The organism is Anaerotignum neopropionicum, assembly GCF_001571775.1.
Lineage (GTDB): Bacteria > Bacillota > Clostridia > Lachnospirales > Anaerotignaceae > Chakrabartyella > Chakrabartyella neopropionicum.
The window spans coordinates 19,422-38,902 of sequence record NZ_LRVM01000010.1; the positions used below are offsets into that span (position 1 = coordinate 19,422).

At 36.2% G+C, this 19,481-nt stretch carries 22 protein-coding genes, 1 pseudogene and 1 riboswitch; of the genes and pseudogenes, 5 read left to right on the plus strand and 18 right to left on the minus strand.

The window, feature by feature from the left end; genetic code table 11:
- Positions 1-192 precede the first annotated feature (192 nt).
- Entirely contained in the window at positions 193-840 is a 648-nt protein-coding gene (locus CLNEO_RS12470; RefSeq protein ID WP_066089606.1) for a GntR family transcriptional regulator, read from the plus strand.
- A gap of 546 nt (positions 841-1,386) precedes the next feature.
- Here the strand turns inward: CLNEO_RS12470 and CLNEO_RS12475 are convergent.
- The 4 genes from CLNEO_RS12475 to CLNEO_RS12490 form a co-directional block, all read right to left on the minus strand.
- Entirely contained in the window at positions 1,387-2,628 is a 1,242-nt protein-coding gene (locus tag CLNEO_RS12475; RefSeq protein WP_066089609.1) for an L-lactate MFS transporter, read from the minus strand.
- Positions 2,585-3,151 (minus strand): 5-(carboxyamino)imidazole ribonucleotide mutase, encoded by a 567-nt coding sequence (gene purE / locus CLNEO_RS12480; RefSeq protein ID WP_066089612.1) that lies wholly within the window; start codon positions 3,149-3,151, stop codon positions 2,585-2,587. The genes CLNEO_RS12475 and purE overlap by 44 nt, the downstream gene beginning before the upstream one ends.
- A 70-nt stretch (positions 3,152-3,221) precedes the next feature.
- Positions 3,222-4,418, minus strand: coding sequence for a 5-(carboxyamino)imidazole ribonucleotide synthase (locus tag CLNEO_RS12485; protein ID WP_066089615.1), 1,197 nt, complete (start codon positions 4,416-4,418; stop codon positions 3,222-3,224).
- Positions 4,419-4,527: 109 nt separating this feature from the next.
- Entirely contained in the window at positions 4,528-4,890 is a 363-nt protein-coding gene (locus CLNEO_RS12490; protein WP_066089617.1) for a DUF2294 domain-containing protein, read from the minus strand.
- 522 nt (positions 4,891-5,412) lie between these two features.
- Between CLNEO_RS12490 and CLNEO_RS12495 the strand changes: the two genes are divergently transcribed.
- Complete coding sequence (locus CLNEO_RS12495; RefSeq protein WP_066089799.1) at positions 5,413-6,162, plus strand: GNAT family N-acetyltransferase; 750 nt, start codon at positions 5,413-5,415, stop codon at positions 6,160-6,162.
- A 332-nt stretch (positions 6,163-6,494) separates the two neighbouring features.
- Complete coding sequence (locus CLNEO_RS12500) at positions 6,495-6,971, plus strand: YbhB/YbcL family Raf kinase inhibitor-like protein (protein ID WP_066089621.1); 477 nt, start codon at positions 6,495-6,497, stop codon at positions 6,969-6,971.
- Positions 6,972-7,136: 165 nt separating this feature from the next.
- On the opposite strand, the gene CLNEO_RS12505 is transcribed toward CLNEO_RS12500, so the two are convergent.
- The 6 genes from CLNEO_RS12505 to CLNEO_RS16790 all read right to left on the minus strand — a co-directional run bounded on the left by CLNEO_RS12505 (position 7,137) and on the right by CLNEO_RS16790 (position 9,983).
- Positions 7,137-7,556 carry a pyridoxamine 5'-phosphate oxidase family protein gene (locus CLNEO_RS12505; protein WP_066089624.1) on the minus strand — a complete coding sequence of 140 codons (420 nt, stop codon included), beginning with the start codon at positions 7,554-7,556 and terminating at the stop codon, positions 7,137-7,139.
- 152 nt (positions 7,557-7,708) lie between these two features.
- A complete protein-coding gene (locus CLNEO_RS12510; protein WP_066089627.1) occupies positions 7,709-8,098 on the minus strand; it encodes a VOC family protein in 390 nt (129 codons plus the stop codon).
- A complete protein-coding gene (locus CLNEO_RS16555; protein WP_330382602.1) occupies positions 8,095-8,301 on the minus strand; it encodes a hypothetical protein in 207 nt (68 codons plus the stop codon). The genes CLNEO_RS12510 and CLNEO_RS16555 overlap by 4 nt, the downstream gene beginning before the upstream one ends.
- A gap of 29 nt (positions 8,302-8,330) precedes the next feature.
- Positions 8,331-8,654 (minus strand): hypothetical protein, encoded by a 324-nt coding sequence (locus CLNEO_RS16560; RefSeq protein WP_330382603.1) that lies wholly within the window; start codon positions 8,652-8,654, stop codon positions 8,331-8,333.
- Positions 8,655-8,690: 36 nt separating this feature from the next.
- Positions 8,691-9,584 (minus strand): helix-turn-helix transcriptional regulator, encoded by an 894-nt coding sequence (locus CLNEO_RS12520; protein ID WP_066089630.1) that lies wholly within the window; start codon positions 9,582-9,584, stop codon positions 8,691-8,693.
- A gap of 159 nt (positions 9,585-9,743) precedes the next feature.
- Positions 9,744-9,983 (minus strand): AlbA family DNA-binding domain-containing protein, encoded by a 240-nt coding sequence (locus CLNEO_RS16790; protein ID WP_083532007.1) that lies wholly within the window; start codon positions 9,981-9,983, stop codon positions 9,744-9,746.
- 644 nt (positions 9,984-10,627) lie between these two features.
- Positions 10,628-10,758: riboswitch (cyclic di-AMP (ydaO/yuaA leader) on the plus strand.
- Between the two features lie 157 nt (positions 10,759-10,915).
- Here CLNEO_RS16790 and CLNEO_RS12525 point away from each other — a divergent pair.
- A complete protein-coding gene (locus tag CLNEO_RS12525) occupies positions 10,916-11,680 on the plus strand; it encodes a 4-hydroxy-tetrahydrodipicolinate reductase (protein WP_066089633.1) in 765 nt (254 codons plus the stop codon).
- Between the two features lie 485 nt (positions 11,681-12,165).
- Here CLNEO_RS12525 and CLNEO_RS12530 read toward each other — a convergent pair.
- From CLNEO_RS12530 to CLNEO_RS12560, 7 genes and pseudogenes are all read right to left on the minus strand, one after another.
- Positions 12,166-12,327, minus strand: a pseudogene (locus tag CLNEO_RS12530) (transposase); the annotation flags it as partial.
- An 88-nt stretch (positions 12,328-12,415) separates the two neighbouring features.
- Positions 12,416-13,084: a DUF1287 domain-containing protein gene (locus tag CLNEO_RS12535; protein WP_330382604.1), complete on the minus strand. Its 669-nt coding sequence runs from the start codon at positions 13,082-13,084 to the stop codon at positions 12,416-12,418.
- A gap of 130 nt (positions 13,085-13,214) precedes the next feature.
- Positions 13,215-14,003: a hypothetical protein gene (locus CLNEO_RS12540; protein ID WP_066089639.1), complete on the minus strand. Its 789-nt coding sequence runs from the start codon at positions 14,001-14,003 to the stop codon at positions 13,215-13,217.
- A 438-nt stretch (positions 14,004-14,441) separates the two neighbouring features.
- Complete coding sequence (locus CLNEO_RS12545; protein WP_066089642.1) at positions 14,442-14,771, minus strand: hypothetical protein; 330 nt, start codon at positions 14,769-14,771, stop codon at positions 14,442-14,444.
- 97 nt (positions 14,772-14,868) lie between these two features.
- Complete coding sequence (locus CLNEO_RS12550; RefSeq protein WP_066089645.1) at positions 14,869-15,408, minus strand: hypothetical protein; 540 nt, start codon at positions 15,406-15,408, stop codon at positions 14,869-14,871.
- A gap of 246 nt (positions 15,409-15,654) precedes the next feature.
- On the minus strand, positions 15,655-16,704 hold the full coding sequence (gene rsmH, locus CLNEO_RS12555; protein WP_066089647.1) for a 16S rRNA (cytosine(1402)-N(4))-methyltransferase RsmH: 1,050 nt from the start codon (positions 16,702-16,704) through the stop codon (positions 15,655-15,657).
- Between the two features lie 266 nt (positions 16,705-16,970).
- A complete protein-coding gene (locus tag CLNEO_RS12560; protein WP_066089650.1) occupies positions 16,971-17,831 on the minus strand; it encodes a radical SAM/SPASM domain-containing protein in 861 nt (286 codons plus the stop codon).
- A gap of 161 nt (positions 17,832-17,992) precedes the next feature.
- Between CLNEO_RS12560 and CLNEO_RS12565 the strand changes: the two genes are divergently transcribed.
- Entirely contained in the window at positions 17,993-18,490 is a 498-nt protein-coding gene (locus tag CLNEO_RS12565) for an amidase domain-containing protein (protein WP_066089654.1), read from the plus strand.
- A gap of 263 nt (positions 18,491-18,753) precedes the next feature.
- Here CLNEO_RS12565 and CLNEO_RS12570 read toward each other — a convergent pair whose 3' ends face one another.
- Positions 18,754-19,410, minus strand: coding sequence for a cyclic nucleotide-binding domain-containing protein (locus CLNEO_RS12570; RefSeq protein ID WP_066089657.1), 657 nt, complete (start codon positions 19,408-19,410; stop codon positions 18,754-18,756).
- Between the last annotated feature and the right edge of the window lie 71 nt (positions 19,411-19,481).

Below are 19,481 nucleotides of genomic sequence, written 5' to 3' on the forward strand. Positions count from 1 at the left end.
TTTCGATAATTGTTCTGAAATATCATTCAGTTAATGATTCTGAAATTGCTTTTAACTATTTTTCCATCAAAAATTTAATGCGTAATCTTGACACTTTTTTAAAGCATGCAAATGAAAATTATTTGACCAAAAGCATAAACTGAGATATACTGCTGTAGTATATTAACTTATTAAAACAACAGGAGGGTATGAATGAGATCACAGAGCAGTATTGCATATGAAAAAATTAAGGAAATGATTTTTCAATTGGAATTGCTTCCTGGCGCACGTATTTCAGAGGTTCAAATTGCAAAAAAACTGTCTCTCAGCAGAACCCCTGTTCATGATGCCCTTAGACGCTTAGCTTCCGAAGGACTGGTGAGAATTGAGGCAAATAAAGGTGCAACCGTATCAGAATTTTCAGATGAGGAAATAAGAGAGATTGGTGCTGTACGTCTATCGCTAGACCTTTTATCACAACAATTAGCCTCCTATTATGGAAGTGCAGCCGATTTTGATCATTTGGATCAATTAGCCGAAATATGTGAATATGCGTCTTCTCAAGGAGATGTATACGGACGAATTAGAAAAGACTGTGATTTCCATTTAGCCATTTCTGAAATATCAAAAAATCAAAAGCTAATTGAACAACAACAAGAAATATATCAACAAATATATTTAATTCAAATTTCAAAATATACAGATATTGAAGATAGCATGGTTCAGATTTGTCACCATAAACCATTGGTAACAGCTATGCGTAAAAGAGATTTAGAACAAATTCGTTCATTGACATATCAGCATCTTTTTGATTTTTATCGTCTTAATTCATATCTTCCAACAGGTTTTAATGCTTTATAAACAAATATTGAGGACACGGATCTGCCGTGTCCTCTTTTTGTTTAATGAAAAACCCCGACTACTGTGGGATGTTTTTTTGATTGAAGTTACCTCATATTAATCCGATGTTTTAGACTAAATCCGAAATATTAATTTTTTTGCTTTTTTAGCATCATGTTTTAGATTAAGTAAGCTGAAATATAATACCTTACTACTAAATTCGGCTTAACAATCTTCCTCATTATAGGGAGTTACATATGGCATTTCCTATGAAAAAGGAGTCAAACATGGTTAACTATCATTTGAAACCATTTTATTTCTTTATCTTGTTTCCCACATGTATCACCATTTCTAGGGAATATCCAGTAAAACCTTGGCCATTAAATATATTTGCAAGTCTTTCTGTGATTTTAATTACATGGCTTCCCCTATATTTATCATCGAGTATTTCCATAAACATCTTTTTCTTCATCTGGGCGGTATTTCAATGTAAAGAAGTTAATTGTTTATACTTAATAGAACCACATTGGGGACAAACGAATAATTTTATTTCCCAAATATGGAGATTCAACCAAGCTTTTCAGTTTTATTTTTAATATACTTGGTTGTCAAAATTATACCAACCATGCATAGCGCAATGATATAATAGAATACATAATCATAATTTCCATAATAATCAAGTATCAATCCAGAAGTTGAAACACCTGCAATCGCACCCATACCATAGGCCGTAAACACCAATCCATAATTTTCACTATTATTCTTTATTCCATATAACTTAATTGTTGAAGTTGGTGCAATTGCCAGCCATCCACCCAAATTAAACCAGAAGATTGAAAAAGTTAGGATATAAACAAAAGTATGTTTGCCTAATATGACTAGCCCCATTGCAGATGACATAATCAAAATATATGAAATTATCATTGCCTTTCTAGATGAATATCGATCTGTAACCCAACCAAATGCTGGTCTTCCAACCCCATTAAAAATAGCGAAAATCGCCATTGTTCTTGTCACAGTTGATGAATCAAGCTGAAAGTAGTCTAAGCCTACGTTGATCGTCATCCCAACCACCATAAGTCCTATCATTGTACCAATCATAAAATTAAAATATAAACCTTTAAAGCTCTTTGTTCTAATCATTTGTTTTAATGTTAAATCCCGTGAAGTTTCGGCGCTCTTATTTGCTTTTTTATTGAAAACTAACACCTCTTCGTCACTTGGATATTTAAAAGGAATCGCTAAAATTGGCAACACCACAGCAAAACTCACTCCAAGAATGAAAAATGTTTTCATTACGCCATAACTTTCAACTAAAGATCTGGCAATTGGAGCCATTACGAGAGGAGAGAGTCCGAATCCGATAAGAATCAACCCAACTGCAATCCCTTTTTTATCCGGGAACCACTTTGCAATGACAGACATGGGAACACCATAAGCTATTCCAACACCCGCGCCACTAATACATCCATAGGTAATCGTTAGCAAAATTATATTCGTAACAAAAGATGACAATATCCAACCTAAGGAAACAAGCAAACCGCCAAGTATTAATATTTTTTTCGCTTGAACCTTCTCAATATATTTGCCAGTTAGAAACATAAACAATGCATAGAAAGCCAATGCAACCATATATGGCATTCCGCTTTCAGCAGCACCTATCATCAATTCCTTCTCTAATGCAACTCTGAATACACTATAAGAATATACAGTTCCTAAAAACATCATAAAAATAATACCTAAAACAATATATACCCATCTCTTATTATATTTTATTGTTTCTGCCAATTTCGTTTGTTGTAATCTCATCAGAATTTATACACCCCTCTATTTTTTCATTTAAGTCATATATCATTGTTTCTTTTATCAGTTCTCTTCTCTCATTCAATTTTTCGTATAGTTCGTGATTGTTTATCCCAAGTATTCGTGCAGCTAAAAGACCTGCATTTTTTGCATTATTGATTCCAACAGTTGCAACAGGCACGCCACCTGGCATTTGTACAATGGACATTAAAGAATCTAACCCCTCTAACTCTTTAAGCCGTATAGGAACACCAATTACTGGAAGTTGCGTCATAGAAGCAACCATCCCAGGTAAATGAGCAGCTCCACCAGCCCCTGCAATAATAATCGCTATTCCTCTATTGTGAGCAGATTTTGCATATTCAAACATTCTCTCTGGTGTTCGATGTGCAGAAACGACTTTAATTTCATAGGGTATGGATAATTCTTGCATTATAAAAGCAGCATTTTTCATCACTTTTAAATCCGATTCACTGCCCATGATAATCCCTACTTTGGGATTCATTTTATTGCTTTCTTCTTTTTTCATAAACACATCTCCTAATTAAAAATGATTCTGAATTTACTTTTGAGTATTACCCAATCTTCCTCTTTTCCGATTAGGTCTTGTTGCTGACAGCAGAAACAAGCGTCCTTTTTCTAACAGTTAGCAACTCTAAAGCTTTTTTCCCTTTGTAATCCGCAGCCTCAACAGTATCATCTAAAGCTGTTATATGTCCGATTTTTTTCAAATTGCTCGTTTCTGGTTTTCCATACAAATGAAAATAGCAATTTGGTATATTTAATACTGCATCTAGCTCACTAACCACATATTCCCCATCTACACTTTGATTGCCTAGAATATTGTACATTGCACAGGGTGTTTTTAGCTGAGTTGATCCGGCTGGCATTCCACAAACCACCCGAAGCAACTGCTCAAATTGAGAGGTTTCACAGCCTTCAATTGTATAATGGCCTGAATTGTGAGGTCGTGGTGCAATTTCGTTAACCAAAACTTCAAGGTTTTTATCTACAAAAAATTCAATACAAAACACGCCTGAATCATTTAATTCTTCAACGATTTTTTCACAAGCTATATGAATCTTGTGAAACACTTCATGGGATAACGAGGCGGGTATCAGTGTTTTTATTAAAATGCTATTATGATGGACATTTTCAACCACTGGATAAAAAAACACTCCCGAATCATTGTTGACCACAATAATTGAAACTTCTTTTACAAAATCAATTAGTTCTTCTATGAAAATCTCTTGTTCACCAAATATGTGATATGCATTTTCTAAATCAGCTACATCTTTAATAATTACATTACCTTTTCCATCATAACCATTCGTACAGGTCTTCAAAATAGCCTTTTGATTCAAACGCTGAAATTCTATTTTCAAGTCTTCTAAATTACATACCATGCTAAATTTAGGAACTTTTACGCCAATTTTCTTCAGCATCGTTTTCTGTTTGTACTTATTTTGGATAACATTCAGTGTTCTTGAAGATGGTATCACCTTAACTCCTTCGTTTTCAATTAATTCTAAAATTTCTACGCTAATATGCTCAAATTCAAAAGTAATTACGTCAGTTTTTCCAGCTAACTCTCGATAAGCCCCGATGTCTTCAAATCCTGCAACAATTTGTTGATCTGCCACTTGCCCAGCTGGTGAATTTCCTTTTGGGTCTAACACAACAACAGAATAACCCATTCGTTTCGCTTCAAAAACAATCATCCTGCCAAGCTGTCCCCCTCCAACGACTCCGATCGTTGCCGGAGGATATATTTTATTGATTTTACTTTTAACCATTATGCACCCCTCATTCGTAATAAAAAAAAGCCAATAACAAATCCCATAAGGAAAATTGTTATTGGCTAACTATGTGACTGGTATAAAACCTTTCATTAGTCTTCCAATTCTATTCATTTATACTTTCTTCAACATTTTTATCCACAACAACTGCTATAATCTTTTCTCCTGTTTTCGTGCTAACATCTGAATACGTACTAATCACGTTAACATCAATTACGGACTTAATGGCACCCTCTAAGTTCATTCGTGCGTTTTCGAATAGAGCAGTTCTTACTTTTTTTATTAGCTCTACACCTTCACGGTTTTGGGCTAAATTTTTCTCCGAGGGGCTTAAAAACCCTTTCAATCTAATAAAAATTACATCTTGTATAATAATTGTCCGTATCTTTTCTGGTCCACGTCCCATTTGTTCAATTTCAAACTTACTTATTGCTTCGCTTATTTTCGACTCAATTTGTCCTTTTGTCATGAACAGTTTCTCCTAAAGTAACAATGGTATTATAGTAATTTCGGAACTTAATTACCTTTGTTTATTATAGCATAGTGATACTTTAGTTTCAATCCAATTTTAAACTTTCATCTTAGTTTCATAAATTTAGCTCCATAAATTAATTCTTTCAAACTATAACTATTTCACTTTTTGAAAATCCACTGTATATGTTTTCTACAACATGGCATCACCAATGTATTTTTCACATTTAAGCATTTTATGAACGGAAAAGTTGGATTTGGAACAGGTTACGGAAGCAATTCATTGCTCCAAATATCACCTTCATAGGGTTTTCATGAAACCTCACTCCTTCCCCATGTTCAAATTGAATCTGTTGAACATTTCACTTTGATATGGTAAAATTATACTAATATCTACCAAATAAACCTTTTTTGAACGGTCGTGTGAAACTTAACGCTTTGAGAACAAATTTACATTATCCTATTAACGGATAAACCAAATGTGAATTTGGAAGGATTGTGAGGCTGTAGAATGGAAAATTTGAATACTGATTTTGTAAACTTAACAACAGAAAACCTTGGGGTTGAGCATTTGTGCTGCATTATCCGCAGTAAAAAGCTCCATCCGGGCGTTGAAGCGAAGCGGAAATGGCTTTCTGACCGACTAAATGAGGGTCATGTCTTTAGAAAGCTAAATGCAAAGGCTACTGTTTTTATTGAATACGCTCCTCTTGAAACTGCTTGGGTTCCCATTACTGGTAAAAACTATTATTATCTGTATTGTTTATGGATTTCTGGTAGTTACAAAGGAAAAGGGTATGGGAAATCGCTGATGGAGTATTGTATGGCTGATGCCAAAGAAAAGGGCAAATCCGGCATTTGTATGCTTGGAGCTAAAAAACAAAAATCATGGCTTTCTGACCAATCATTTGTAAAAAAGTTCGGCTTTGAGGTTGTTGATATCACCGATAATGGATATGAATTGCTTGCACTTTCTTTTGACGGAACAACACCAAAGTTCGCACAAAAGGCTAAAACCCCAAAAATTGAAAGCAAAGAACTAACAATTTATTATGATATGCAATGCCCTTATGTCTATCAAAACATTGAGATGATAAAACAGTATTGTGAAATAAATGATGTTCCTGTATCTTTCATTCAAGTGGATACGCTACAAAAAGCAAAGGAATTGCCTTGTGTTTTCAATAACTGGGGTGTGTTTTATAAAGGAGATTTTGAGACGGTGAATTTGTTAGATGTCGCCTACTTAAAGAGAATACTCAAAAAATGAAAATACAATTTCGGTTTTTCCCGTTGATTGTTAGGACTGCATTTTAGACATTAGATTAAATGCTTCTTATCCATAATAATGTACCGTTATCAAATTCCAGTATGTCGCTGTGATTATCAGCATACCCATTCGTATGCCTAAATCAGCACTAGTAAAGCTAATCTTGATAACTACGAAAGTGTGGGCAATGTCGCCATTTTTAGGGCTTGGTTGCCCTCATTTTATTTAGCCATCACATTCCAAGTATAGCCCAGTGCATACTCGCATAAAGATTGGAAATTCTCAACAATTTATGGTACTGTATTCGTATAATTGGCATAGGGGGAAAATGCATGGAAACATTAAAACTTAAAAGCAATGCATTTGATGAGGGTGATTGGATACCTATAAGATATACAGCTCGAGGAGACAATGTATCGCCGGAACTAGAATTAGTGGGGATAACTCAAAATGCAAAATCAATTTTGATTATGCTAGATGATGCATCACATCCCATATTTCCCAACTATAACCATTGGGTGATATGGAATATACCGGTACAAAAGGTTATACCAGAGGGAATACCTCATGGCAAATATGTAGATAGTCTGGACGGCGCAATTCAGGGAATTGCATACGGAAGGAATAGATATAAGGGTCCGAAGCCACCATTCAAGGCTATCCACACATATGTGTTTACCGTTTACATATTAAATTGCAAAATTGACTCTGCGCCAAACAATAAAAAAAGGGATCTGTTAAATAGAATTGACGGGCATGTCTTACAGCTAGCAACTCTGTCTGGTAAATTTCAAAGCGGCCGATGCTGAGCATAATAGAAATCGGCAGTTAGTTTAAAGAACAGGCTTACTCCAAAATGAGGAAGGAATCTGTTCTTTTCCTATATACCCAAAATGCTCCAGTCACTTCTTAAAAAATCATGTACTTCTTCTAAAAAATAAGCCCTGCTGATTTAATTTCAGCAGGGCTTGTACTTATATTGTAATAGTGTCCATGTGCTCAAAATCAAGCACCACATCAGCATTGTCAAAGGTAATATCAAACAAAACGAGAGCAGGCAGTACATCTGGAATGCTCATAATGTATTCCGGCAACTTTGCAAGAAACTTGCCCTTGATTTCTTCTACAGCAACTGTACTTTTACGAGTCATACCGTTTTTAACTCGAACGTGCTCCTCACCATTTTTGGCAATAGTGGTAAACGCAACACGAGGGTTTTGTTCCAGCTCCGCTACTTTTTGATTGTCTGCAAAGCTTGAGAAGTACAGCGTTTTATTATCTGCGTCATAATAAAAATTGACAATGCGAACATTGGGCAGTTCATCAACGGATGTTGCAAGCGCAATTTCGGTTTGTGTTTCCATCATGCGTTCAAATTCTTTTCTATAATCCATTTGTCACCTCTCCTTTTTCCTTTTCGGCTTGGGCATGGGCAGCTGGTCACAGGTTTCTGTAGGTGATAGACCCTGCAAGGCACATCAGCTCGCAAACATTCACAACATAATCCATTGATGATGACATTCACAGTCCTCCTATGGTACTGTTCTTATTTTGTAAAGGAGCCGATTTCAATTAAGTTGCCCTCTGGATCTGCAACATAGCAAGTCCTCTGTCCCCACGGTTCTGTTGTAGGTTCTAAGACAGACACTGCACCTTTTGAAACAACTCTTTTGAATGTATCATCTACTGCATCATAGTTTTCAACACTCATAGCAATTTCATAATGACCATTAATACCTTTTGCATAAGAAAATGACCTTTTTGTCATCTGTTCAAAATCACTTCTACGAAAAAGCAAAAACAAAGTTCCATCTTTCAGCAGATAGACATTACTTGCATTTTCTTCCTCCTTAATTTCAAAACCAAGAACATCACGGTAAAAGCGTACCATGATTGGCATGTCTTTCACGAAAATTCCAAAACCATCTAATTTCATAAGTTTTTCTCCCCTTCTTTTCTTCTGACAGGAACACGCAGCACAGTTTTCATCTTTGCACTTTCAACTTTTCTTGGATCAAAAAGATAAATTTCATGATAACGGCGAGTCTCGGACAAATCATTTTGCAGACCATTCTCTGCTATAAATGCTTTCATCTTTGCAAGGGTTGCAGGCTCATCATGAAAGCTGCTTTGATGCATACACTGTACACAAAGGCCCTCGGTAAGAGTTACAAGCCTTGCTTTTGTAAGGTCAAGATGCGGCTTTTTCTTTGCTGTAATTTCACAGGCGGCGGCACGACATATTCAAAGTAATCTGTCGGCGTATTACCGCTATTCGGCATCATTTTAATAGCATAAGACAATACATACAGTGTTTCAACAGCCCCTTGATATTTACCGTTTTCCTCGTTAGGGTTGCCATGACCATCTATCCCGATAAACTTCATTTGTGGCACATCTGCCACAAACGGCACTAATTTTAGATGATATGGCTCCTTAAACTTCTTCTTATAATCAACTTCTCCATTTGCGAGCCTCCAATCTACACGCAAAGCATATCATATTTAAATAGACAATAGCGTGTCATATTATAAATATTGGGATAGGGTTTTTTGCAACTTTTCTTTGATTTGCAGTCGAATGTCTATGGGCTCCAATATCTCGCAATGTTCACCAAAGGTGGCAAGGTAGTGATATACCCATTGACCTCGGGGCATAGTAAGCGTTGCTTTGAAGCTGCCGTCTGGCAGAAGCTCACAATTTGGAAATTCATCATAAACCCGATAAGCCATTTCTTCTGAACATTTAAGGGTTATTGTGACAAAATCATCCTGAAACACCTCGCCACCATTAAATATTTTTTCAGGCTTTTGACGTTTAAATTGTTCTGTTAAAACCGTCAGTTTTTTAATGCGACGAAGTTTGAAGAAACGGTAGTCGTTTCTTACGCGGCAATAGCCATAGAGATACCACCCTTGCCCCTTAAAACAAAGCTTTAGCGGTTCAACTTCTCGCTCTATGTTGCTTTCACCACCATGATATAAGAATTTCACGACAACCTTTTGAAGAATTGCATTTTTTAACGTAGAGAATGTCAAGGCCTCTGACTCAGCGTTTGACCATCCAGAAAAGTCCACCTCAACCCAGTCACTATCATCATTCCCAAAAAGTGAGGAAAGTTTTTTGACGGCTGTATCTGTTTTTTCTAAGCTAACGGAATCCATTGCGTGTAGTGCGGAAAGAATATCTGCCTTTTCATTTTCGGTCAGCACCGTTTTGTTCAAAACAAAGTCAGGTAAAAGTGAGATTCCTCCCCCTTTGCCTTTGGTCATATAAATAGGAATACCCGCCGATGACAACAGTTCTACATCACGATAAATTGTGCGAGGGGAAACCTCAAAATGCTTTGCCATTTCACCTGCGGTAACGCTCTCTTTATTTAATAATAAATACACCATTTCAAATAATCTGTTGATCTGCATGTTTTTCCACCTCTTACTTTTCATTATAAGAGGATAATATGACATCAGCAAGACATATTTAAGCGTTTGTCTTACCAATGTCATAGTTTTTTGAAGGTGCTACACACCCAATATGGTCCAGAGTATTCTTGCAAAAGAAGGTGAACGAATTTTTGTTTACTAATTACTTGTACTTTTTTTCATATTACCTTGGCTTACGGACAGTTTCATAGAATACATTTTTTCTTCTTGTAATAATTCAATATTAGTAAACATAGAAACATCCGGTCTGATACTATCTCTTAGAGAATTGGAGATTTGTTGCATTACAAAATAAGCGTTGTCAACACCAATGATTTCTCTGCTATCCTGTACACCAATATAAATTGTCTCACCATTTGTATTTGCAAAGGCAATAATTTATTTCTTTAAATAAGAGGTGTAAATTTCTTTTAATTCAACGATTTCCCTTCATATAATCTCATAATGCCGCTCCTATATCAGTTTCTGTCGCTTGTAGTACTATAGTAACAAAGGAGGTAAAGCAATATGGGTTTTAAACTAGCCTTCCAATTATAAAATTTTATAGCTTCAAACACATCTTTATATTTATACCAAGCACTATTTCTATACAATTAAAAATTTGGAACCGGCCATTTTTAAGAAGAAAAATAGCTTTAATCATTATGTGTGGGAACCAATTACCTAATATTGTTTTTTATTGACAGTTCTTTTTAAAAATGATAAAATAAAAATATACTTTTTGGTTGGCAGTTATTTACTCTTTCAAGCCTTAAGTTTAAAGGGTGGGAGCTTCTTTATTGAAGTTCTTTTTTTATAATATTTAACCATTTTTCTTGAAGTTACTTCAGTGCCACAGCGACCGGTTTTGAGTTCCTGAAACCGCAAACATTAGAATTCAATTATCTGTTGATGCATGCCATGTGACCAGATGTTGAGATGTAATTGGTTTCCTATGGTTCGGGTGTTCTTTTATCATTGTTTGGTTAATTCACAATGATTGATATGGTAGGAAATCTTTGCAATAGATTTATTAATTTCATATTGAAAACACGCTGAATCCATTTATGGAATGGGAGAACCAATATTTTGGGGTGAATCACAATTTTGTGTAGGATATTCTTTTCAATCCGAATCCGTCAGCTAATCTCGTAAGCGCAAGAAAAGAAGATAAAAGTATACCTACATTCTACTACTCTTTATTTTATTTGCTATTTTGCGCTACGGGGATATTCCTGTAGCTTTTTGTTTTCAGTTAATTTATTTTTACTTTCTAATAAAAACAAGATAAATTTCAAAATAAAAAACAAACAACAAAGGAGGTATTACGTATGGAACAAATAACCATTGGTCTTTTTGGATTTGGTAAAACAGGTTCGGTAGTAGCACAGGAAATTATTGAGGATACCAATCTAAAACTATGCTGGGTAATGAGAAATACCACAATGAATGAAGGAGAATATGCTAGTCGCATATTGGGTTTTAACCATGATGAAGGTAAAATATTTTCTGTTAAGAATACAGATTTTGAAACGTTTTACAAATTAAACAAAGTTGACGTCATTATTGATTTTTCAAATCCATTCTCAGTTAATGAATATAAAAATGCTGGCGATCTAGGTATACGCATCGTTTCTGCCATATCTAATTATGATGAGCATAACTTTAAACTATTACAGGCTATGAGTAAAAAAACTCCTGTCCTCTACTCACCTAATATTACATTGGGCATTAATTTTTTAATAGAGGCTTCCAAACTTTTTAAAAAAATTTCTCCTAGTGCAGATATTGTAATTATTGAAGAACATTTTATGAAAAAAAAGAGTGTATCCGGAACAGCTTTACGAATAGCGCACGATTTAGACCTCGATAGTAAGGAACATATCAAATCAATTCGTGTAGGAGGAATTGTTGGTACGCATGAAGTAATTTTTGGGTTGCCAAATCAGACGATACGAATTAAACATGAATCACTGAACAGAGCTGCGTTTGGGCAGGGGGCCATTTATGCTGCCAAATGGTTAATGGATAAAGATAAGAATATGTACAGCATGGAAGAGGCGGTTTCTTCACTCATGGCATCATCATATCAATGATTGGTTACGTAGTTTGTAAATTTCACGCATTGTAGACACGACTCAATCCTCAACTTAAACTTTGGTATCTAAATCAGCAACTCAACTATCTAATTTCCGATATACAATCCACTGACTAAACCCTCCTGATAACACGATAATTGATAATTGAAGGATACACGCTATCGTTCCATCAAAAACTACTGAATATGACATTGAACGGCCACTGGGGAAATAAAAATTCTTATTCAAATTTCAATAGCCTAATTATCATTGAGCCCTTCTTCGGCATTGATAATCAGGCTATTATAAACATTATTGTAAACCTATCTACCCTTTCATAATCCTATCTCCTCACCTACAAAAATGGTAATTTGTCCACTCAACCTTAAGGATTGACCATTTCTCAAAAAGTAATTTTCAAGGACTTTGGAAAATTTATGGCACAAAAGGATTTTATTCAAAACCTCAAAATCCTCATATTTCGACCTTTTTTAAGCATCTTTTGTATGGACATAACCACTTCCAGCATCCGCACCAGAATGAATCTTCATTCCATGGTGCCAATGGTTTCCTTTTTTCGTCTGTTGCATCTCTGTGTCACGTTTGCCAGCCTTATTCTTCGTGGAATTTGGGGCAGAAACCATAGTTGCATCAACAATAGCACCATCATGCATAATCAGGCCAGGCTTGCGGAATCCACCTTTGACGTCATTAAAATCTTCTCGCCTATTTTGTTGTCTTTAAGCTAATGCTTCAGCTAATTCTATAATGTCCAATAATATCGTTACGATTTTCAAGAATATCTTCTTCATAATTAATCTGAAAAGGGTATGCATGATGAATTATAAATGGCACACCTTTTTTGTTTCTGTTATCTGATACAATTCCGATATGCCCGTTAAATACAACAATATCTCCGCCTTGCCACTGCTCAATGTCTGATCTGTCTGTTGTAAGTGAAATTGCGTTATTTGTAAAATATACCCTTAAATTTCGCACCCTTCTAAAATCAATATTTTTGTTTACCGTTTCTATGTTGTACAACTCCCTGTGGTTAAGTATATCTTCGTTCACAAGTTCCATTAAGTCATATCCCCCACTCCGTAATCCAAACGCCACAACATCGGTGCAAACTCCGTACTCATCATCAGGATAACCGGTTTCGTAATATTTGCTTTTATATTTGGGGTTTGTGGAGACATAATTGCGAACGCCTTCTAAAATATCGGTTTGGTCATCAATTCCGTCAGAATCTCTGTCCACTTCACTTACATACTGCTGTATGTTAAAATCCTCATTGCTGTATTTTTTATGGGGTATTATATTAAAACGGTAAAAGATATAAATTACAACTATAATAAAAGCGATACCTATTAACGTGAAAAATGCTCTTTTCTTACGCTTCATAGTATTCTGTTTCATGTTATTCTCCTTAGAAAAATATAAATAATTCGTATTTCGTATCATCTGAATCATTATTATTTATAAACATAGCAGAAAATTGGATTTGCTAAAGGTCATGCTCATACATGCTCATAATAGATACATTTATTTAATCTTGTTTCTTCCCTTTTTCAACTTCCACTGAGGATGGTTCCTTTTCTTCCCCCCACAAAAGGAAATATCGCACAAAACACAGACCCAAAAGAAAAATCACACCCAAAATAAAATAAACCAGACCGAGCTCTGCACTACCAACACTAGGAGTTTTCCCCTCTACTGCCACTGGTACACTGTCAAGGAGTTCTCCTTTATCCAGTTCGGCTCCCAAATCATCATAATAGTGAACAGCAGTAAAAGGTGAATAGATATTTTCTCCATTTGTCTTAACTATACGCAAAAACGGTGCTTTTTCCGCAGAATTTTGAAAAAGAGGTTCTTGTTCTGTATTATCATAAGAGAAAACAGCATAGCTTGTTACATTGGGCAGATCATATAGTCCACAGATAACCAAATATTCTTTACCTAAACGTTGGCCATCCGCATAATTACACCAATATAAGGAAAAATCATTTAACCCTGCATTTAAAAAGCGATATTTCCCAAAAATGCCCCGCTCCAAAACTGCAATGCCATAATGTCCCACATATCCATCACGCTGAAAAAAGACAAAAAGCTCCCTTCCTATATTCTCTCTTGCCAAAATATTCGCCTCAACTGTTTCTGTAAAAAAATATTCATCAATTGCAACAGAAAGAATTTCATCATCTTTGGTTGAGATGCTAAACTCTAAACCATAAAATAAATACATACATATTAAAGTAATCATTGCTGCAAAAAATGCAAGATATTTTTGTTTTTTATTTCTGTTTTTAAAAAAAGATGTTATTGCGTCCATCATTGATACTCTCCACTCTTATTATTGAAAAAATATGCACTTTCTTTGATATTCATGTCATAGGTAATGCTCCGCAACTCATTAAGCATAGCACTAAACCGCCTTTCGGCGGTGGTATTGACAGCCATAATGCATACGGATAAACTCTAAACACAATGAAAACCTCGTTACCTCTAAAGAAAAGCGTCTGGAACAATACCAGTAGAGGTTTTTTATGAAAATATGCTTTTCCCGTATCCGGCGGTTTCGTACTATGGAATTATCCAATCAAAGGCAGCTGAGTAAATACTCTGTTGCTTTTTTTGAGCCTTTGCTCGGATAATTCACTACTCCTAATGTGAATCTCAAATGGCACACATGTTTTTTGGGCAATACCATAATATAGAGCTATTCTGACTTATGCCAGTTTATGGTTTAATTTAATAATTGAGACGTACTAGGCTACTCTTTATTCTCTGCATAAAAGCAATGCCACTCTCCATCATTTAAACAAACCATTATAAACCCATCGCCATCATCATATGTATAACTGTTTCCAATGCACCCAAAGTTAGAAGAACCATTTTCAGTGGGAATAGAATTCAACTCAACCGAAGAAGTGATTTCTCCTTCGACACACCCTGCGTCTCCCATGGGGCCTACCTCATCCGTTCCATAATACAAAGTATCATTCACTTTCAATATCATTTCGCTTTTAACAGTTTCAGTCCTGCATCCACCTAAGAATGTCAGGGCTAATATCAATCCAACTAACCACAAATACCTTTTCATCATAACCTCCTTAATATCGCAATTCTTATGGTATTAGCACAATGTGTGTTTTCAGTGTGTAAACAAAATATGAATTTGTACAAATCATGGGTTAAGATCAATCAATATTGTTTTCCAATGTATCATAATACAGATTTTTCGAATTGTTGAAAGCAACCAAAAAACAAATAGCTGCAATAACAGCAAGAATGATGCAAACGATTGCAAATGCTGGAATCAACAACGATACAAAAACCAAAATATTTAAAACTGCAAGAATTGTCCATTTAGATTTAAGATTTTCTCCATTCAAAATGATACTATATATTCTCTCCATGTCTATTACACCCATAACGATTTTATATGAAATATACAAAGATACAATGGTTGACGTGATGGCAAGGACGTAAGACAATGCACCTAATGACACTGAAAAACCAACTACATCAATTAAATACAGGATGGCAGTAAAAACAGTCATACCAGTTGCGTATGGTTTCGCATCCATAAACATTGGGCTTTTTTCGGACATTTCAACCAGCCCGTTTATCATAACAAAATAACCCACAAAATCTGGTATTAAACCAATATGTGAGTTGCCAAGATTTAAATTAAAATCAAGAAATATTAAAATAAATCCGATAAATATGTTTTTCATATTCACACTCCTTTTCTTTTTAGATAGTTTCTCCCTAATGGTTAGGGCACTAGATAGTATGTTTTTCAATATACAATCCGATATGTGGTATTTATTGAATAACAAGACATTCAAAATATTTTCTTAATCGCCATAGCCTATCCCTTATCCATAAATTCCAACAGATTGCTCTCTCGGATAATTTAAAATATGTGCTGCTTCTCTCCCATGCAACTTGTCTCGTTAAATTCCTTGATCATAATTTAATCACGCTTTGATTGCCCATCTCATTTTTGCTGAACGAGCACGACTATTCATATTACATTCTTCTGCTGTCGGCCTGATAACTTCGGTTGAGATTTCGCTGTAAACGCCTTTGTTCATCAAGCTTTTAAAAGACTTTTTAACTAGTCTGTCCTCGCCTGAATGGAACGTTAGTATCGCTACACGTCCACCTTTATTCAAGGCATTCGGAAGTTTTTCTAAAAATTCAAATAACACTTCAAATTCACTATTCACATCAATGCGCAGTGCTTGGAACGTTCTTTGGCAGGATTTCTTGATTGCTTCTTTTCGTTCGCCTGTTGGAATAAATTGAAGGGCATCTCCAATCATTTGTTGAAGCTTCGTCGTCGTAGAAATATCAGCTCCATTTGCAATTTCCGAAACAATCGTTTTAGAAATTATTTCGGCATACGGTTCGTCTGCATTTTCAAGCAGCATACCTTCTAATTCTTTTTGTGTAATCATCCTTAATCGTTCAGCCGCAGAGATACCCTTTTCAGGATTCAGTCGTAAATCCAAAGGTCCCTCTCTTTTATACGAAAACCCTCTGTCCGGATTATCTATTTGCATTGAAGAAACGCCTAAATCTGCTAATATAAAATCAAACAAACCTGCCTCAACAACAACTTCATCAATATTGGCAAAGTTCAGATGCTTGGTAGTCAGTATTTCCAGGCCATAACCTAAATTCTCCAGACGTTCTCTGGTTTTGGTTATTTCAATAGGGTCTACGTCAAGTGCGTACAAATGTCCCTTGGATTCTAAGCGTTTTAGCATTTCTAGCGTGTGTCCACCATAACCCAAAGTTGCATCCAAACCAGTTTGTCCTGGCTTAATTTTTAAGAACTCCAGAATTTCATTGACGCATATTGGAATGTGCATACCCGCAGGTGTATTGCCCTTTTGAATGACTTTTGCCACAGTATCAACGTATTTTTCCGGTTGAAGCTCCTTATATTTTTCTTTATAGCTTCTGGGATGAGCCCCTTGATATCTGGTGCGCCGTTTGTGTTCCTTATCTTGATTGTCCATGAATTATATACCACCTTTTCTTAACTCGTCTTTATTTGTTTTCTCCCTTATTATGTGGCAAGAAAATTATAGTATCTTGGAAAAATTGCTATTGATTTCTTTCAGAAAAAAAATGCATGTTCCTAATAATTCTTCCAAATTTATATCTAATAACTAACTTCCGAAATTCGAAAATTCCTATTAAACATAATGCACAGTTCAAAAAAACAGACTTCTAAATGCTTATATTTAAAACGAAATTATTATTTCCTCACTTATTTATTTCCTTAAAAGCGTTTTGCATACCCACATCGGCGGCAAAGCTCTTCGCTAGGTTGGCGTGCCGAAAACCCTTTGTAAAGTGCTTGCGCACGTTCACCGGACAGAATTTGAGCAAGGGGCGTTTGAAAAATGTTGCCCAGTGCAATATCACCTCGGCTATCCAAACAGCAAGGCACTACGGTGCCATCGCTTAGTACGGCCATCTGGCTCCGTAGCCCATGACAGAATACGGGTTGCTCCGTGGGAGGTTCATCCATACTCGGCCATGTAAATCGTGCAGCCTTTCCAAGGAAAAGTCGCGGCGCTAGTGTGGTATTACCACTTTCACAGATTTTAATCTGTGCCGCTTCTTGTGCAGCCTTGTCCAATCCTAAAAAACCACACAACGGGGTGAAAATAGCTTCATTATCAATGGTATTTGCTCCTAAATTCCACATTCTCAGCTCGCAAAAAATTCCTTTGTCTGTTGCAGCTGCAACAAACAATGCTACATCTCGTAGATATTCCTCCTTACAATAAGCGTTACCTGGCTCCATGCTGTGCAACGATACGCTTACTTTTCGCAATGCAGGTGCATTCAGCAGTACTTTCTGTTTTTTCGCAAGCAGCGTACCATTTGTGGTAATGTTTACAATCATGCCCAAGTGATATGCTACAGCCAAAAGTTCTTCCAATTGCGGATGTACCAGTGGCTCTCCCAGTACGTGCAGATAAATGTGGTTCGTATAAGGCTTTGCTTCCTGAATTACATGTGAGAACTCATCAGTACTCATAAACCGTGGTACACGAACGTTACCAATGCAAAAACTGCACGACAGATTACACATATTGGTGATTTCAATGTAGATACGAGAAATTTTTTTCATAAGGTTTGTTCACTTTCACTGCTTTTGTGCAGATAAAATATATTTTTGTTGTATTTTGGGTCTACTATTTGTAAGAAAATATTTGCCAATACAGACTTTTATGAATTTCTCCCTACTCACCTATACGGTCATCTGCATACAATAGCATAGAGGTGAAAACCATGAGAAAAACATACTATGATCGAGAAAAAGCTGTATCGTATGCGCACAAGTGGGCATATGGGCGCAATCCACAATTCTACAATTTTGATCGCCTAGGCGGGGACTGCACAAATTTTGCCTCACAGGTGTTGTATGCCGGTTCAGGGGTTATGAATCCCAAACCGACCTTCGGCTGGTATTATTACAGCTTGAATAACCGTGCGCCTGCCTGGACTGGTGTTGAATTCCTGTATAAATTTCTTGTAAATAACCTGGGAATTGGCCCTGTTGCCGTAGCGACAGATATTTCTCAGGTAGAACCAGGGGATATTGTCCATCTTTCTTTCGAAGGAATGGTGTTTAGTCATTCACCTGCGATCGTTTCCGTGGGAAAGATTCCTTCCCCCTCTAACATCCTCATCGCTGCACACACGTTCGACGCTGATAATCGCCCATTGAATACTTATCCGTATGTAAGCATTCGCTATTTGCACATCACGCATGTGAATACTTGGTAAGATGAATGGAGATCGCTCAAAATTTTAATGCTTCTGCGCCCCATTGATACACATACTAGCTATGAATGGCTGCAAAACTACTGATGATTCCAATTCATAAGCCCTGATGTTTCGCTAAACATTAGGGCTTGCTTTTTATGGATAAAGTGGCAGTTTGCCTGCAGGGCCGCGATATAGGTTATAACCATAATAGGAAACTGTATTCACTATAGATGACGCTCATAATCCAATCGAAATATATCTGAGATGAAAGCAGTAAGCGTTTACATACGAGCACTTTTTTCGGTCAAATATTGTCTATCTATAACTAAAAATCCCGACGCTCTCTTCTCTAATACCCCTCTCTGGCACATGTCGTTGAGTAGGCGAAAAAGATGACGATAGCTAATTCCAATAGACTTGGATACATCGGAAAGAATTTCTGTAAACATCTGGTTATGCTCCGCCATAAGAATGTAGGAACACAGGCGTTCTTCGCCTGAATACAATGCCGATGTGATGTGCGCATAGCTACTGTTTAATAGTTTAGTTGACAGCCCACTTGCCAGCTGATTCATAAACGTAATGTTATGAATAAGATACTCTTGATTGAGGTTCAAAGGAATTCTGATACACTCACACGCAAATGCTGCAATAGATGTGGCTGATGCAGATTTGTTCTCCTGCACAAATTCAACATCTCCTAAAATTCCACTGGATATATAATAGCACAGCGTCAAATCCTTCCCATTTGCGGCAAGCATACACACCTTGATTTTCCCTCGCATGATAATAAATAGATGTTCAACGATGTCCCCTTGATTTAACAAAACTTCACCTGCATCGAATCTGCAAACAACACAGTCTTTTAAGTAACTGAGATCAAGTCCGTATTCTTTCAAGTCGGAGTTTGAGTCTGCAGTTATCGGGTACTTTATCATGGCCTTCACTCCCCTTAGTTTGTATTGAATATGCACCATCATCCTGACAAATGTCCTATATGATTTGTATG

What these genes read in the sequence shown, in the direction of transcription:
- CLNEO_RS12470 (WP_066089606.1), top strand. Translation starts at nt 193, where the DNA reads ATGAGATCACAGAGCAGTATTGCATATGAAAAAATTAAGGAAATGATT.
- CLNEO_RS12475 (WP_066089609.1), bottom strand. Translation starts at nt 2,628, where the DNA reads ATGAGATTACAACAAACGAAATTGGCAGAAACAATAAAATATAATAAG.
- purE (WP_066089612.1), bottom strand. Translation starts at nt 3,151, where the DNA reads ATGAAAAAAGAAGAAAGCAATAAAATGAATCCCAAAGTAGGGATTATC.
- CLNEO_RS12485 (WP_066089615.1), bottom strand. Translation starts at nt 4,418, where the DNA reads ATGGTTAAAAGTAAAATCAATAAAATATATCCTCCGGCAACGATCGGA.
- CLNEO_RS12490 (WP_066089617.1), bottom strand. Translation starts at nt 4,890, where the DNA reads ATGACAAAAGGACAAATTGAGTCGAAAATAAGCGAAGCAATAAGTAAG.
- CLNEO_RS12500 (WP_066089621.1), top strand. Translation starts at nt 6,495, where the DNA reads ATGGAAACATTAAAACTTAAAAGCAATGCATTTGATGAGGGTGATTGG.
- CLNEO_RS12505 (WP_066089624.1), bottom strand. Translation starts at nt 7,556, where the DNA reads ATGGATTATAGAAAAGAATTTGAACGCATGATGGAAACACAAACCGAA.
- CLNEO_RS12510 (WP_066089627.1), bottom strand. Translation starts at nt 8,098, where the DNA reads ATGAAATTAGATGGTTTTGGAATTTTCGTGAAAGACATGCCAATCATG.
- CLNEO_RS16555 (WP_330382602.1), bottom strand. Translation starts at nt 8,301, where the DNA reads ATGCATCAAAGCAGCTTTCATGATGAGCCTGCAACCCTTGCAAAGATG.
- CLNEO_RS12520 (WP_066089630.1), bottom strand. Translation starts at nt 9,584, where the DNA reads ATGCAGATCAACAGATTATTTGAAATGGTGTATTTATTATTAAATAAA.
- CLNEO_RS12525 (WP_066089633.1), top strand. Translation starts at nt 10,916, where the DNA reads ATGGAACAAATAACCATTGGTCTTTTTGGATTTGGTAAAACAGGTTCG.
- CLNEO_RS12535 (WP_330382604.1), bottom strand. Translation starts at nt 13,084, where the DNA reads ATGAAACAGAATACTATGAAGCGTAAGAAAAGAGCATTTTTCACGTTA.
- CLNEO_RS12540 (WP_066089639.1), bottom strand. Translation starts at nt 14,003, where the DNA reads ATGATGGACGCAATAACATCTTTTTTTAAAAACAGAAATAAAAAACAA.
- CLNEO_RS12545 (WP_066089642.1), bottom strand. Translation starts at nt 14,771, where the DNA reads ATGAAAAGGTATTTGTGGTTAGTTGGATTGATATTAGCCCTGACATTC.
- CLNEO_RS12550 (WP_066089645.1), bottom strand. Translation starts at nt 15,408, where the DNA reads ATGAAAAACATATTTATCGGATTTATTTTAATATTTCTTGATTTTAAT.
- rsmH (WP_066089647.1), bottom strand. Translation starts at nt 16,704, where the DNA reads ATGGACAATCAAGATAAGGAACACAAACGGCGCACCAGATATCAAGGG.
- CLNEO_RS12560 (WP_066089650.1), bottom strand. Translation starts at nt 17,831, where the DNA reads ATGAAAAAAATTTCTCGTATCTACATTGAAATCACCAATATGTGTAAT.
- CLNEO_RS12565 (WP_066089654.1), top strand. Translation starts at nt 17,993, where the DNA reads ATGAGAAAAACATACTATGATCGAGAAAAAGCTGTATCGTATGCGCAC.
- CLNEO_RS12570 (WP_066089657.1), bottom strand. Translation starts at nt 19,410, where the DNA reads ATGATAAAGTACCCGATAACTGCAGACTCAAACTCCGACTTGAAAGAA.